Raw genomic sequence first — 14,976 nt, 5'->3', positions numbered from 1 at the left:
TGTCAACCAGAGAGAGACAGTTATTCTATTTTCAGCTCGTTAATGAATAATTCGATAACCATTAATCTTCTCCTCACCCAAGCGCCCTGCATCTCGCAGCCCGCGCTCACTTGAGGACTGGACCATGCTGACCCTTCGCAAAGCTTCCGAACGCGGCGCCGCTAATCACGGTTGGTTGAAGTCGTTCCACACCTTCTCTTTCGCCAACTACTGGAACCCCAACGAACAGGGTTTTTCCGACCTGCTGGTCATCAATGATGACCGCGTCGCCGCCGGCAAAGGCTTTGGCCAGCACCCGCACCGCGACATGGAGATTTTCTCCTACGTGCTCGAAGGCGCCCTGGAACACAAGGACACCCTGGGCACCGGCTCGGTGATCCGCCCTGGCGATGTGCAGTTGATGAGCGCCGGCAGCGGCGTGGCCCACAGTGAGTTCAACCACAGCCAACGCCTGGGGGTGCACTTCCTGCAAATCTGGATCGTGCCCAACGAGGCTGGCGCCAAGCCGCGCTATCAGCAGGAGCACTTCAGTCAAGCGCAGAAACGCGGGCGCTTGCAGCTGATCATCTCCCCGGACGGCGCCAATGGCTCGCTGAAAGTTCGCCAGGATGCACGGGTGTATGCCGGGCTGTTCAACGGCGACGAAAGCACACGCCTGGAGCTGGCGCCGGATCGCTACGCCTACGTTCATGTAGCGCGCGGCAGCGTTGAACTCAATGGCCAACGCTTGCAGGAAGGCGACGGTGTGCGGGTGCGTGATGAGCGCCAGCTTCGCCTGAGCCATGGCGAGGACGCCGAGGTGCTGGTGTTCGACCTGCGCCCCAATGAACTGCCGCAGATGCCGTGACGCTTGCAGTGATGGTTCGGCAAGGACCATCGCTGGCATCGATAGTCACCATCAGCGCAATGAAGTTCTCTTAAAAAAACCAACGCGTAACATCAAACCCATGCCAAACGGCACCCAACCAAGACACTCGGAGCACACCATCATGAAACGCCAACTCTTGCTTAGCCTCGCTTTCTCGGTACTCGCTGCAAACGCTTTTGCCCACCCGGTAGTCGCCGAAGGCGGCTCGGACCGCCTGATAGAAACCCGCGTTGCCGAAGGTGGCGCGGATCGTTTGCAGGAACGTGGCCTGGCTGAAGGTGGTGCTGACCGCCTGCAGGAACGTGGCCTGGCCGAAGGCGGTGCGGATCGCCTGCAGGAACGTGGCCTGGCCGAAGGTGGTGCTGACCGCCTGCAGGAACGTGGCCTGGCCGAAGGCGGTGCGGATCGCCTGCAGGAACGTGGCCTGGCTGAAGGTGGCGCGGATCGCCTGCAGGAACGTGGCCTCGCCGAAGGTGGTGCCGAACGTTTGCTGAGCACCCACGTATAACCCCGCTCTGTTGGCGGGACACCCCAAACCGGCCTGATCAGCCGGTTTTTTTTCGTCTGCGATTTGCATGAAAATCGCAAAATCCTGCACCGCTCAACGCTAACCACGATGCGCAGCGAGCCGCTCTTGATCTGGCTTTTGATCTGAGGCGCCCCCCCAAATCCATGGCGGATTACGGGCACACCGAGCCTGAGCGAGGTGCCGAGTGGTGGGGCATGCACTCGGTCTGATCCAACATTCTGGTTGGCTGTCAGGCCGTCATCGGGGGCAAGTCCCCTTCTATATTTGGACCGAGGCCATCAGGCAGGTCTGCTGCCATCTTCATCCCTGGGCAACCAGGAATTTCTTGCGATACGCCGTCGGCAACATCCCCACCCGTTGCTGGAACAATCGGCGAAACGAGTTGCTGTCCTCATAACCCACCGCATAGGTGATGCTGTCGAGGGTCATGCGGGTGGTTTCAAGCATCTGCTTGGCCCGCTCCAGACGCAGGGTCTGCAGGTAGGCAATCGGTGTACAACCAGTGGCGTCCTTGAACCGCCGCTTGAAATTGCGCACGCCAAAGCCAAAGCGCTGGGCCACCTCATCGATCACCAGTGATTCAGCGAAGTGCTGCTCCAACCAATGCTGCACGCGCAGGATCTCAACATCCCCGTGGTGCTTGGGCAACGACCACATGGCGTACCCCGACTGCTCGGTGCGCCCGGCATCGATCAGCAAGTATTTGCTGCAGGTATGGGCCAGTTCCGGTGAGCCGAAACGACGGATCAGGTGCAGTATCAAGTCCATCGCCGCCGTGGCGCCGCCGCTAGTGATCAGGCGGTTTTCTTCGCAGAGGATCTGCGCCTCATCCAGGCTGACCTGGGCATACCGACGCCGGAAGAACTCAGCAAACGCCCAATGGGTCGTGGCGCGCAAGCCGTGCAACAGCCCGGTCTCGGCGAGCATGAAGGTGGCCGTGCACATCGAGGCCAGTACGGCACCTCGCCCGTGCTGCTCACGCAGCCAGGGGCCATAGGCTGCAAACGCCGGCAAGGCTTGTTTGAGGGTGAAGAGAAAACCGGGTATCAGTACGAGATCGGTGTGTGCAATCTGCTCCAGTGAGCAATCCACGTGCAGGCGCTGCCCGCCCCAGGCCGTCACCGGCTGGCCGTCCAGGGAGGCGAGCACCACCTCGAAAGGCGGGCGGTCGGCGAACAGGTTGGCTGCGCTTAGCATCTCCATGACCAGGGTGGCACCCGCACCCGAACATTGGTCAGCCAGGAGCAGAGTAATGTGCATATAAGAACCCGATTTGCGCTTTTCGCATGTAATAAGTCATTTGCGCACCTACCTTAGCCGATCCCGCACCGTTACAGTGCCGCCATTGATCAACTGTCGAGTAGTTTCATGAATCTCTGGTTTCGATTACTGCACATGCTCCTGCGCCGTCCCTGGCGCAAACCGGTACATGGCCTGGACACCACGGTGGTGCGCATGCGCGTCTGGCCGCTGGACCTGGACCTCAACCGGCACGTCACCAATGGCCGGTATTTCACCCTGGCGGATGTGGCGCGCATGGATTTTGTCTTGCGCACGGGCGCCTTCCGCGTGGCGCTGCGTCACAAGGCCGTGCCGATCGTGGGCGACACCTGGGGCAAGTTTCGTCGAGAGTTGAAGCTGTTCGAGGTCTTCGAAGTGCACACCCGCATGCTCGGCTGGGACCATAAGTGGAGCCTGATGGAGCACCGTTTCGTCAGTAACGGCCGGGTGATTGGCGTGGTGGTGATACGCGGGGTGTTTCGCTCCGCAAAGGGCACCCTGCCTCCGGCGGAATTCGTGCGCGAACTGGGTTTGAACGAAACCTCGCCGCCGATGCCGCAATGGCTAAGCGACTGGGCGCGCAGTTGCGATGAGATGAGTGTGCAACTGCGGGATGAAGAGCAGGTTTGAAAACATCTATTGGGCCACACTTTATGTCTGGCGCTTGAGCTTCAAGTGCCGTGCATACCACGGCCGTTTTGGTACGCGCTTGAACAACCCCTCGAGCAGCTCCTCATCGGCGCCAAAGGTGATGCGCAGGGCCAGCTTCATGATTTCCGGGTCCATTTCCATCGAGCGCCCCTGTTGCAGCCCTGGTGTGGTGCTGCAGCCGTGGGTGTCCGGGCCCAGCCATGGATCGCCCACCTCCACCCAGCGACCCGGAGCAAACCAGGCCACGTCGTTGACCTTCATCCGCGTCACCTCGCCAGGGTTGAACCGTTCGTGGGCACGGAACCAGTCTTCGATACGGTCGTCGATCCAGCCATGAAAATGCCAGAACACCGGGTTTACATGGGATGAAAACGGATCGCCGAGAAAGTCATTTTCCGGCGCGTACCAACGTGGGGCGAAGTCCGCAGGGTCGCGGGCGAACGGCACCGGCGCACCGTTGGAAGGGTCGCGGGGCACTGAGGCCCAGCGCATGTGCAGCCAGTCGTGCAGGCCCAGCTCCATCTCCGAGCCCAGTTGGCCCAGGGTCAACTTGGCCAGGTAACGCGGATCGCGGTATTGGGATTCCCACACCTGGAAGTTGCTGTGGTAGGTCTCGGCCGCCTTGATGTCGCTGACCCACTGGGTGTAGTCAGCGTCATCCGGTGCCGACCAACAAGGGGGTAGCGCAAAACCGTCGTGGTTGTCGAAGTACCGCACAAAACCCAGGCGATCACGCTCCAGCGCCGGTTGCGGTTCGGGGAATTGCGGCCATGAGGGCAAATCCTGCATGGAGCGTGCGGTGCCGAGCATATGGCGGTGCATGAAGAAAAAGTCGATACCCGAGCCGTTGCGATCCTTGCGTTTGCCTCGGGCGTCGCGCTCCTGGCCCCGGGGCCCGGGTTGCCAGCCGATGCCGCGCAGGGCTTCGCGTTGTTCTTCGGAGAGCTTGTGCCACCGATCACGGCTGGCGTGCCAGAGTTGGTGAAACAGGCGGTGTTCGGGAGACACCAGCCAGGCCAGCAAGGTCGGATTCAGGCCAATGCGCTGGCGGGCTTCGGGAAACAGCTGTTTGTGGGCGATGAAACGGTTGTCGCGCTCGGTCAAGGCCAGGGGGCGCTCAAGGTCGAGAATCTGCCCGCTCAGGGTGCCGCTGCCGGCATTGCCGAAGTCGGCCCAGACTTCATCGAGGGTCATCTTGAACTCATAGGCGGGCACATCGGCCTGCGCATCGCGGTCGATCAAGCGCCAATAGAGCACGGCGCCATCGCCGGTGAGCAGATCGCCCAATACGCGGTAGCGCGGTTCGCCGTCGGCGCGCAGGTTCTCGGCGGTGTCCAGGTAACCACGCAGGCCGCGGCCACGGGGGGCGATGTCGAGCAGCAGTTCCAAGCCGTCCCGCGGCAAGCCCTTGAGCCCGGCATCGCGCCCTTCCAGGCGCAGGCTCCACACACCGCGCAGGGTGTCCGCCAGGTGTTGGCCCTGGGTATCGGCCAGGTCGACCGTGGCTTCGCCGGGGGTGATGGGGAATTCTTCCCGCGTCAGCTCGCGATGGGCGTAAAAGGCCGCCGGCACGGCCGCGCCGGTCAGCGCCAGGCCTGCGATGAACCCACGTCGAGAGATTGTCATTGTCTACCTTAGGAAACGGCTTAATCAGAGCTAGAACGTTTGCAGCCCGCTGAAATTTACCGCCGCGCCCCCCGCACCTAAATTTCCCCCGTCATCGCTCGTTCTTTCCTGATAGCAAAGGCCTCAACTGACTGAGATGGCAATGACAAAATCACGTTCGAAAAAGGCGCTGTATATCGGCCTGCCGTTGGCCCTGGCTATCGGCGCCGGGTCCGGTTTTCTGATCTGGGACCAGTGGTTCAAGGGCAACGCCGGCTACTCGCTGGAGGTGATCAAGCAAGCCAATGAAATGCAGGATCGCCTGTTGTCGTTTGACAGCCATATCACCGTGCCCCTGGATTTCGGCACGGCGGGTAATGAGGCCGACAAGGATGGCAGCGGCCAGTTCGACCTGGTCAAGGCAGCGCGTGGCCGATTGTCCGGCGCCGCGCTGACGATTTTTGGCTGGCCGGAAATCTGGAGCGGCCCCAACGCCCCCCACAAGCCCACCGACGGTTTTGTCGAAGAGGCCCGCCATGAGCAGGAGGTGCGCTACAAAATCATTTCCGGCATGGTCCGCGACTTTCCCAACCAGGTGGGCATCGCCTACACCCCGGACGATATGCGGCGCCTGCACGGCGAAGGCAAGTTTGCGATCTTTATCAGCATGCTCAACGCCTACCCCCTGGGCAATGATCTGAACCAGCTCGACCTGTGGGCCGCACGCGGCATGCGCATGTTCGGTTTCAGCTACATCGGCAATAACGCCTGGTCCGACTCGTCGCGCCCGTTGCCGTTTTTCAATGATTCGACCGACGCCCTCGAGGGCCTGTCGCCCATCGGCCAACAAGCGGTGCACCGCCTGAATGACCTGGGAGTGATCATCGACGTGTCGCAGATGTCGACCAAGGCCCTGGAGCAAGTCGCGCAATTGAGCCGCACGCCGATGGTGGCATCCCACTCGGCGCCACGGGCGTCGGTGGATATCCCGCGCAACCTCAGTGACAAGGAACTGCAACTGATCAAGAACAGCGGCGGCGTGGTGCAGGTGGTGGGCTTCCCCGCATACCTGCGCCCCTTGAGCCAACCGACCCAGAACAAGCTCAACGCCCTGCGTGCGCGCTTCGACCTGCCGCCGTTGCCCAACCTGGCCATGGCCTTGATGCCCGGCGACGCAATCATTGCGGCCTGGCCTGAGCAACGCTTCGGCCAATACGCCAGTGCGCTGTACGCCATCCTCGAGGAAGAACCCAAGGCCACCCTCAAGGACCTGGGGGACGCCATCGACTACACCGTGCGCAAGATCGGCATCGATCACGTCGGCATCGCCTCGGACTTCAACGATGGCGGTGGCCTCAAGGGCTGGGAGAACGTCGGCGAGGTGCGCAACGTCACCGCCGAACTGATCCAGCGCGGCTACTCCGAAGCCGATATCGCCAAGCTGTGGGGAGGCAACTTCCTGCGCGTGTGGGACCAGGTACAAAAAGCCGCCAAACCCTTGGCCAACCGCTAATCACCACGAAGTAAGTCCATGACCGACCGCCGTACATTTCTCAAGCAGGCCGGCGTCTTTGCCGCGAGCCTGCCACTGGGCGCCGCCCTGCTACCCCCCGCAATGGCAGCCACTACGAATGACCCATGGACGGGATTGAAACAGCTGTTCAACCAGGACCCGGATTACCTGCACCTTTCCAACTTCCTGGTGGCCTCGCACCCCAAGCCGGTGCGCGAGGCCATTGAACGCTACCGCATGCAAATCGACCGCAACCCAGGGCTGGCAATGGACTGGGACCTGCAGCAAACCTGGAAGCGTGAAGGCCAGGTGCGCGAATGGGCCGGTCGCTACCTGAATGCAACACCGGCACAGATCGCCCTTACCGGCAGCACGTCCGAAGGGCTGGCGATGATTTATGGCGGGATCAAGGTACGACCGGACCAGGAAATCCTTACCACGGTGCATGAGCACTACGCCACGCAGAGCAGCCTGGATTTTCGTGCGCTCAAGCAGGGCACCCGGGTGCGTCGTATCCACCTGTTCAAGAACGCCGCCCAGGTATCCGTCGACGAAGTGATGGGCAATATCAAGCGCAACATCCGCCCCAATACCCGCGTGCTGGGTATGACCTGGGTGCAATCCGGCAGCGGTGTGAAACTGCCCATCGGCGAGATCGGCCAACTGGTGAACGAACATAACCGCAACCGTGACGACAACGACCGCATCCTCTATGTGGTCGACGGCGTACACGGCTTCGGCGTCGAGAACCTCGATTTCCCGGGCATGCATTGCGACTTCTTTATCGCCGGCACCCACAAGTGGATGTTCGGCCCGCGCGGCACCGGCCTGGTGTGCGCCCGTGACGCCGAGAACAAATACGTCACGCCGATGGTGCCGACTTTTTCCGAGGACAAGGACTTCGCCACCACCATGACGCCAGGTGGTTACCACGCCTTCGAACATCGCTGGGCCGCCGACGAAGCCTTCAAGCTGCACCTCCAGCTGGGCAAAGCACCGGTGCAGGCACGTATCCATGCCCTCAACACCGAACTCAAGGACCAGTTGCTGGCCCACCCGCAGATCGAGCTGGTCACGCCGCGCAGCCCTGAGCTGTCGGCGGGTTTCACCTTCTTTCGAGTCAAGGGCCAGGACAGCGACGAGGTGGCGGCCTACCTGATGAAAAACCGCGTGGTGGTGGACGCAGTCGATCGTGACGTCGGCCCGGTGATTCGTACCGCGCCCGGCCTGCTCAACAGCTCGGATGAGCTCCAGCGCTTCGTGACCTTGCTGAGCCAACGGCTATGACCTTTTTCCCTTTGGACGAGATGCCCACATGACTCCATTCCGACTCAAACCCCTGACCGCACTGGCGCTCACCGCCCTGTGCGGCGCGCTGCTGCCCAACCTGGCTCAGGCCGCCACACCACAACCCGGCAAGGTATTCAAAGACTGCAAGGACTGCCCGGAAATGGTGGTACTGCCTGCCGGCACCTTCACCATGGGCACGCCGGAAGGTGAGGTCGGCCGCGAACCGGACGAAGGCCCGATGCATGCCGTGACCTTCGCCAAGCCCTTCGCCATGAGCCGTTTCCATATCACCGCCGCTGAATGGGACAGCTACGTGCGCCAGACCGGCGTGAAGATCGCCAACGGCGACGATCGCCCTGGCCGCGAATGCATCGCCAGCAAGCCGCGCTACCCTCAAGGCCCGCGCCAGCCGGCGGTGTGCATGGATATGGACGACATCAAGCAGTACGTGAGCTGGCTGTCGAAGAAGACCGGGCAGCAGTACCACATGGTCAGCGAAGCCCAGCGCGAATACGCCGCTCGTGCCGGCACAACCGGCCCGTTCCCCTTCCCGTTCGACGAGGGCAAGGGCTACAGCATCGCCAAGCACGCCAACACCTACGGCCCGGCAGATGGCTATAGCTATTCGTCGCCGGTCGGCAGCTACCCGCCGAATGCGTTTGGCATGTATGACATGCACGGCAATGTGTATGAACGGGTGGCTGACTGCGAACATCCAAACTACATCGGCGCACCGACTGATGGCAGTGCGTGGGTGGAGCCCAACTGTGAGGGCTATCAGATTCGTGGCAATGACTGGGGTGAGGCACCGGTGTTTTCGCGCTCGGGCAACCGCAACACCATCTACCCTGATACCCGCGGGGACTGGCTCGGTTTCAGAGTCGTTCGCGACCTCTGATCCAGGCCGCCCTACCCATCAATACAGAACGAAAGCGGGAGGGAGTCAACTCCCTCCCGCCTCTTCGACCCCAGCGCCTCAGCGAATCAGAAGGTCCACTTGGCGTTGACCATGGCATTGCGCGGTTCGCCATAGGAGCCCGAGTTGAATGTACCCATGCCATCGTAGTACTTCTGGTCAAACAGGTTGTTGACGTTCAAACCTACGGTCAGGTGCTCATCGACCTTGTACTTGGCCAACAAGCCGACCACCGCAAACGGATCCTGGGTCGCCTTGTAATAAGGGCCTGTATAGTTGATTTGCGAAGACGCGTACATCTCGCTTTGCCAGGTCACGTTACCGCCGACGGTCAACTTGCTCCATTCACCCGGCAAACGATAAGTCGTGCCGAACTTGAACAGGTTGATCGGCTGGTTGGTCTGGACCCGACCGCCATCCTTGTCATGGGACTCACGGTAGGTATAGCCACCAAACACATTCCAGCCGCTGGCCACTTCACCGGAGATCTCGGTCTCGACGCCACGGGTGTTTGTGCCACTGATGGCCTTGTACACCGCGCGGCCGGCAGAATCCACGCCCGCTTGCTCAGGTGTGTTTTTCTGCTCAATGTCGAACACAGCGATGCTGGCATTCAGCGCGCCGTTGAAGAACTCACCCTTGAGACCGATCTCATAGTTGTCGCCCTCAAGCGGAGCCAGTGAGCCGCCCGATCCAGTTTTGTAGAAGGTCTGCGGCAGGAAGATGCTGGTGTAACTGGCGTACGCCGAATAGGTGTCGTTCAGCTCGTAGACAACGCCGACATAGGGTGTGACAACCCCGGTTTTCTTGGTCTTGTCGGTGGCCTTGGTGCCATTGAGGTAATTACTGACCTCGTCTTCCTGGTTCCACCAACTGAGCCGGGTGCCCAGAATGATGGTCAGCGGATCGAACGGTTTCAAGCGCAAGGCGCCATACAGGCCGGTCTGCTGCAAGGTGGTGACGGTGCCGCCATCCTTGAAGTACTGACGACGCCCGTACTCATTGCCATTCCAGTTGAAGATATTCGCCGACCCATAATCGCCGTCATCGTTGTGGCTGGCGTAGTTGGGGAAGTTAAGGTGCGTACGCGAGGCACTGGCACCGACCACCAGCTCATGCTCGCGCCCTCCCAGGTTGAACGGGCCGGAGGCGTAGGTATCGAGGGTGTCCTGGGTCTGGTAGCTGTCCAGGCGATAAATGAATACGCCTGTGCCCTGCCCTGTCGCCGGGTCAGGGTAGCCACCGCTGGCCGATGCGCCCTGGCCTTTACGGTAAGAATACTGATGACTGTAAGCCGTTTTCAGGCTCCAGTCATTGTCCAGCTTGTGATCCAACATGGTGGTGAAGTTGTAGCTGGTGTTGTCCATGTAACTGGAGCGCGAGGCCGGGTTGAATGAACGGGAGAAATTGGTTTGCTTGCCGTTACTGAAGAACAGCGGGATATGCCCATAACTGCTGCCATTGGCATCATTGTTCTGATAGTCGAGGCTGGTGCGCAGCGTCGTGCTGTCGTTCAGGTCGATATCCAAAGCGCCATACATCACGCGCTTTTCCTGGCCGTACCAGTCGATAAACGAATTCTGTTTCTGGTAGGCCGCGACAAAGCGCCCACGAACATTGCCCGTCTCAGTCAGCGGCCCGGAGACATCGACTTCGGAGCGGTAGCGATCCCATGCCCCCGCCTCCCCGGACACGTAGCCCTGGAAGTCCTTGGTCGGACGCTTGCGCACCAGGTTGATGGTGGCGGACGGCGTCCCCGCGCCACTCATCAGGCCGGTAGCGCCGCGAATCACTTCGACGCGGTCATAGATAGCCATGTCCGAAATGGCGCCGACGTATTGCTGGGACTCGTTGGCCACTTGCGACGGAATGCCGTCGTACTGGAAGTTCTGGATGGTAAAGCCACGGGAGTTGAAATCGAACCGTTCGCTGTCGCGATGGTTGATGCTGATACCAGGGGTGAAGGCCATCACTTCGTTGAGCGTAGACAGGTGCTGGTCATCCATCAGTTGCCGGGTGACCACACTGACTGACTGTGGGGTTTCACGCAGAGACAATGGCAACTTGGTTGCAGTACTGGTCGCGCCCGTGGTGTAGGAACCGCTGTTTTCGGTCGTTGCCCCGAGCCCCTCGGCACTGATATTGGTCGCCCCCAGCATCATCACCGCCGAACCACTGGCAGGCGGCATCACCACATAGCTGCCGCTGGCTTCGCGACTGGCCTGCAAGCCACTGCCCGACAACAACCGGGACAGCCCTTCATCCACGCTGAATTGCCCCCTCAGCCCGCGGGTGGTTTGCTGGCTGGCCAGCGCCGGGTCGTAGGAGATCGAGACGCCGGCCGCCGAGCCGAACGCCATCAGCGCTTGCGATAATTGACCGGCCGGAATCGCGAAGGCGACCTTGCCCGCCTCGCCCTGGGCGAACGCAGCGCCCGGCATCAACGTAGCAGCCGCCGGCACGACCAGTACAGCCCCCAGCATCATCAGGCGCACGGCCTGCGGCAATTTCTTCAACGCGTAACGCTTGGGCGTAGACAACCAAAGGGGATAAGACATCGACAGCAATCCTTGAGCAATGAGGCGTGTGATTGGCAGAAATAGCGGCGTCTTTGAGCGCCTCTGGTGAATGAGACGGATGGCCTAATGAAAACCAGACTCATTTACCTCTTTTTTTTAACCGCCCCACCGGAAATGGAATCCGGCCTTATCAGGACTAAAACGCTTGTCGGCAGAAAAAATTTAGGCGCGCCACCAAAATCTTGTCCCAATGCAGCGCCCGCCCTTGCTGATCAGCGCCTACAAGGGCCCACCACCTCCAGGTCCGGCGCGATAAAGCTAAATCGCGCCAGAGTCGAAACGTCTCCTACAAAAGCCCGCCGGCGATCAGCTCGATCGACGCAGCCCCCACTCGCCCATAGCACGTAGCCACGTCGCGACCGAGGTAGTTTCATGACTGCAAAACCGCGTAGCGCCCTTCGCGAACTCTTGAGCCTGCTCAAGCCCTATCGCTACACCGTCATCCTCTCGATTCTGTTCGGCATCCTTGGAGGCCTGAGCGTCACCGCGCTGCTGGCCACGGTTAACCAGGGCCTGCACAGCGAGTCCGGCCTCACCACTGCGGTGGTGCTGGCCTTTGCCGGCCTGTGCGTACTCGCGCTGCTCAGCAGCATTGCCGCCGACATCGGCAGCAACTTTGTCGGGCAAAAAGTCATTGCCCGACTGCGCAAGGATCTGGGTGCGAAGGTATTGTCGGCACCGATCGAGCAGATCGAACGCTATCGCAGCCACCGGCTTATTCCGGTGCTGACCCACGATGTCGACACCATCAGCGATTTCGCCTTCGCCTTCGCCCCGCTGGCCATTTCGATCACGGTGATCCTTGGCTGCCTGGGCTATCTGGCGAGCCTGTCGCTGCCTATTTTCCTCATGACATTGCTGGCCATCGGCATCGGCTCGGCCATCCAGTTCATCGCACAAGGCAAGGGCATCAAAGGCTTCTATGAGGCACGCGACGCGGAAGACAGCCTGCAAAAGCACTACTCGGCCATCGCAGAAGGCGCCAAGGAGTTGAGGATTCACCGCAAGCGCCGCCACGCCATGTTGACCCGCAATATCCAGGCCACCGCCGACCACATCTGCGACACGCACGTACGCTCGATCAACATTTTCGTGATCGCCAAAAGCCTGGGTTCGATGCTGTTCTTTGTAGTCATCGGCCTGGCGCTGACCCTGCAATCGTTCTGGCCCAGCAGCAACCCGGCGATGATGAGCGGCTTTGTGCTGGTGCTGCTCTATATGAAAGGCCCACTGGAAAACTTGATCGCCAACCTGCCGATCATCAGCCGTGCGCAGATAGCTTTCCGCCGCATCGCCGACCTGTCCGAGCGTTTTTCATCGCCCGAGCCTCACCTGCTGCTGGATGCCGACGAGCGCAGCATCCCACCCATGAAGCACCTGGAATTGCGCGACGTGCAATACGCCTTCCCGCCCGTGGCAGGCAGCGAGCCTTTCACCCTGGGCCCGGTCAACTTGAGCATCGAGCCCGGGGAGATCCTGTTCATCGTCGGTGAAAACGGCTGCGGCAAGACCACCCTGATCAAGCTGCTGCTGGGGCTGTACACCCCACAGAGTGGCGAAATCCGTCTTAACGGCATGGCCGTGGACGCGCGTGGCCTGGATGATTACCGACAGATGTTCACCACCATTTTTGCCGACTATTACCTGTTCGACGAACTGGTGCAGAGCGATAAAGCCCTACCCGAGGATGCCAACCAGTACCTGGAGCGCATGGAGATCGCCCACAAGGTCAGCATTCGTGACGGCGCGTTCACCACCACCGACCTCTCCACCGGGCAGCGCAAGCGCCTGGCTTTGATCAACGCCTGGCTCGACGAACGGCCGGTGCTGGTATTCGACGAGTGGGCCGCCGACCAAGACCCGACCTTCCGCCGCGTGTTCTATACAGAGCTGCTACCGGACCTCAAGCGCCTGGGCAAGACCATCATCGTCATCTCCCACGATGACCGTTACTTCGACGTCGCCGACCAGTTGGTGCGCATGCAGGCCGGGCGCGTCATCAGCGAAAAAGCCGTCGCCTGAACCTACCCTGTGGCGAGCGCCCTGCCGTTCGCCGCCGGCCATTGAAGTCCCGTGTCATACCTAAATCTCGTCGGCCACGCTTCGTCTTTCTGACAACGCATATTTACGCAGCCGATGGCGACGAGACCCAACATGAACCCACTGAATCAACTCCCCGACGACGACTTGCTGGCCCTGTTGATGGCCGACGACGCCGGCTCAGAGCATTCCATCAAGGCTCAACCCCATCGCAGCCCCACGCCTCTGTCTTTCGCCCAGCAACGCCTGTGGTTCCTGCAACAGCTGTCGCCCGGCAGCAGCGCCTACAACCTGCCCAACGCACTGCGCCTGCGTGGCGCCTTGAACATCGCAGCGCTGGGCGCGGCCCTGCAGCAGGTTATCGACCGACACGATGTGCTGAAAACTGCGTTCCAGACCCTGGACGACCAACCTCGGCAAGTATTTGACCCGAAAGCCCGAATCCATCTGCACGAAGAGAACCTGTCGGGTCTCGCGCCCGACGCCCGGGCCGCTGCCGTCGCCCAGCGTATTGCGGCCGAGGCCGGCACGCCGTTTGACTTGAGCCTGGCCCCGCTGATTCGCGCCACATTGATCACGCTCGAACACGATGACCACATCCTGCTGCTGAACATGCACCACATCGTCTCGGACGCCTGGTCCAATCCGATCCTGATGCAAGACCTCACCCAGGCTTACCGGCGCGCCTGCCAGGGCCATACCACGCCGTTGGCGCGACCTTCCATTCAGTACGCCGACTACGCCCGCTGGCAGCGCGAGGAATACCCCGGCACGCCCGAACAACTGCGTGCCGCCGAGTATTGGGCCGACTACCTGGGACAGGGGATTCCCACCCTGGACCTGCCGGCCGATTACCCCCGCAGCACCGAACAACAGCACCGCGCCGGCAATCTGCGCCTGTCATTACCTGCAACCCTGAGCCAACAGTTGCAGGGCTTCTGCCACCAACACGACTTGACGCCGTTTATCGTGCTGCTTGGCGCCTGGCAACTGCTGCTCAGTCGCTACAGCGGCCAGCGGGACTTCACGGTCGGTGTACCGAATGCCGGTCGCAACCAGAGCGAGACCCAGGACCTGGTGGGGTACTTTGTCAGCAGTCAGATCTACCGCGCACAACTCACCGACGACCTGACCGTCGAAGCTTTTCTCCAGGCGCTGCGTCAGCAATCCCGGGCGGCCATGGAACATGCCGACTACCCGATCGAACTGCTCATCGAGCGCTTGCAACTGCAACGCAGCACCCAGGCCAACCCGCTGTTCCAGACCCTGTTCAACTGGCGTGTCAGCCAGGATCAAACGGACACTCTGACGCTGGGCGAATTGACCTTGGCGTTCCTGCCAGTGGCGCAGCATGAAGCCAAATTCGAGCTGTCGATGCACGTGGACTACGCGCCGCAACAGATCACGACGGACATCGAGTACAGCACGGCACTGTTCAGCCCGGCTACGATTGAGCGCCTGGGCCGGCATTGGCTGCGCTTGCTGCAAAGTCTGATTGAGGCGCCACAACAGCGTTTGGCCGAACTGGCCATGCTGGATAGCGGCGAGCAACGACAGATCGTCAACGAGTGGAACAACACCGGTATCCAGTACCCGCTCGATCACAGCGTACAGCAGTTGATCGAGGCCCAGGTGGCAGCCAAGCCCGAGGCACCGGCGCTGGTGTTCGATGAGCAACAGCTGAGCTACGACCAGCTCAACCGC

Annotated in this window: 11 protein-coding genes; 8 read left to right on the top strand and 3 right to left on the bottom strand. The window is 61.0% G+C overall.

Going from position 1 to position 14,976, the window contains the following annotated elements; genetic code table 11:
• Positions 1 to 124: 124 nt before the first annotated feature.
• Both QZR30_RS26010 and QZR30_RS26005 read left to right on the top strand, forming a co-directional pair.
• Positions 125 to 847 carry a pirin family protein gene (locus QZR30_RS26010; protein WP_046072237.1) on the top strand — a complete coding sequence of 241 codons (723 nt, stop codon included), beginning with the start codon at positions 125 to 127 and terminating at the stop codon, positions 845 to 847.
• Between the two features lie 142 nt (positions 848 to 989).
• Positions 990 to 1,376 (top strand): hypothetical protein, encoded by a 387-nt coding sequence (locus tag QZR30_RS26005; RefSeq protein ID WP_082561440.1) that lies wholly within the window; start codon positions 990 to 992, stop codon positions 1,374 to 1,376.
• A gap of 321 nt (positions 1,377 to 1,697) precedes the next feature.
• On the opposite strand, the gene QZR30_RS26000 is transcribed toward QZR30_RS26005, so the two are convergent.
• Positions 1,698 to 2,657 carry a GlxA family transcriptional regulator gene (locus QZR30_RS26000; RefSeq protein ID WP_046072236.1) on the bottom strand — a complete coding sequence of 320 codons (960 nt, stop codon included), beginning with the start codon at positions 2,655 to 2,657 and terminating at the stop codon, positions 1,698 to 1,700.
• Between the two features lie 108 nt (positions 2,658 to 2,765).
• Here QZR30_RS26000 and QZR30_RS25995 point away from each other — a divergent pair, with 108 nt between their 5' ends.
• On the top strand, positions 2,766 to 3,308 hold the full coding sequence (locus tag QZR30_RS25995; protein ID WP_046072235.1) for an acyl-CoA thioesterase: 543 nt from the start codon (positions 2,766 to 2,768) through the stop codon (positions 3,306 to 3,308).
• 21 nt (positions 3,309 to 3,329) lie between these two features.
• Here the strand turns inward: QZR30_RS25995 and pvdP are convergent, their stop codons facing one another.
• Positions 3,330 to 4,955: a pyoverdine maturation tyrosinase PvdP gene (pvdP, locus tag QZR30_RS25990; protein WP_046072234.1), complete on the bottom strand. Its 1,626-nt coding sequence runs from the start codon at positions 4,953 to 4,955 to the stop codon at positions 3,330 to 3,332.
• 142 nt (positions 4,956 to 5,097) lie between these two features.
• On the opposite strand from pvdP, the gene pvdM reads away from it, so the two are divergent.
• The 3 genes from pvdM to pvdO are packed head-to-tail and all read left to right on the top strand — an operon-like array spanning position 5,098 to position 8,635.
• Positions 5,098 to 6,447, top strand: coding sequence for a pyoverdine-tailoring dipeptidase-like protein PvdM (gene pvdM, locus QZR30_RS25985; protein WP_068967006.1), 1,350 nt, complete (start codon positions 5,098 to 5,100; stop codon positions 6,445 to 6,447).
• Positions 6,448 to 6,465: 18 nt separating this feature from the next.
• Positions 6,466 to 7,734, top strand: coding sequence for a pyoverdine-tailoring periplasmic protein PvdN (pvdN, locus tag QZR30_RS25980; RefSeq protein WP_059397634.1), 1,269 nt, complete (start codon positions 6,466 to 6,468; stop codon positions 7,732 to 7,734).
• 28 nt (positions 7,735 to 7,762) lie between these two features.
• Complete coding sequence (gene pvdO / locus QZR30_RS25975) at positions 7,763 to 8,635, top strand: dihydropyoverdine dehydrogenase (protein WP_046072231.1); 873 nt, start codon at positions 7,763 to 7,765, stop codon at positions 8,633 to 8,635.
• Positions 8,636 to 8,721: 86 nt separating this feature from the next.
• Here pvdO and QZR30_RS25970 read toward each other — a convergent pair whose 3' ends face one another.
• The gene (locus tag QZR30_RS25970; protein ID WP_046072230.1) at positions 8,722 to 11,211 is read right to left on the bottom strand and encodes a TonB-dependent siderophore receptor; all 2,490 of its coding nucleotides are present in this window, start codon (positions 11,209 to 11,211) and stop codon (positions 8,722 to 8,724) included.
• A 393-nt stretch (positions 11,212 to 11,604) separates the two neighbouring features.
• Here QZR30_RS25970 and QZR30_RS25965 point away from each other — a divergent pair, with 393 nt between their 5' ends.
• Entirely contained in the window at positions 11,605 to 13,254 is a 1,650-nt protein-coding gene (locus tag QZR30_RS25965) for a cyclic peptide export ABC transporter (RefSeq protein WP_046072229.1), read from the top strand.
• Positions 13,255 to 13,386: 132 nt separating this feature from the next.
• On the top strand, positions 13,387 to 14,976 hold a 1,590-nt coding region (locus QZR30_RS25960; RefSeq protein ID WP_311904550.1), incomplete at its 3' end, for a condensation domain-containing protein.

The sequence above is a fragment of the Pseudomonas sp. rhizo25 genome, from assembly GCF_031931935.1.
Classification (GTDB): domain Bacteria; phylum Pseudomonadota; class Gammaproteobacteria; order Pseudomonadales; family Pseudomonadaceae; genus Aquipseudomonas; species Aquipseudomonas synxantha.
Note: the sequence above shows the minus strand (reverse complement) of the source record. Positions and strands in the feature narration are given on the sequence as shown.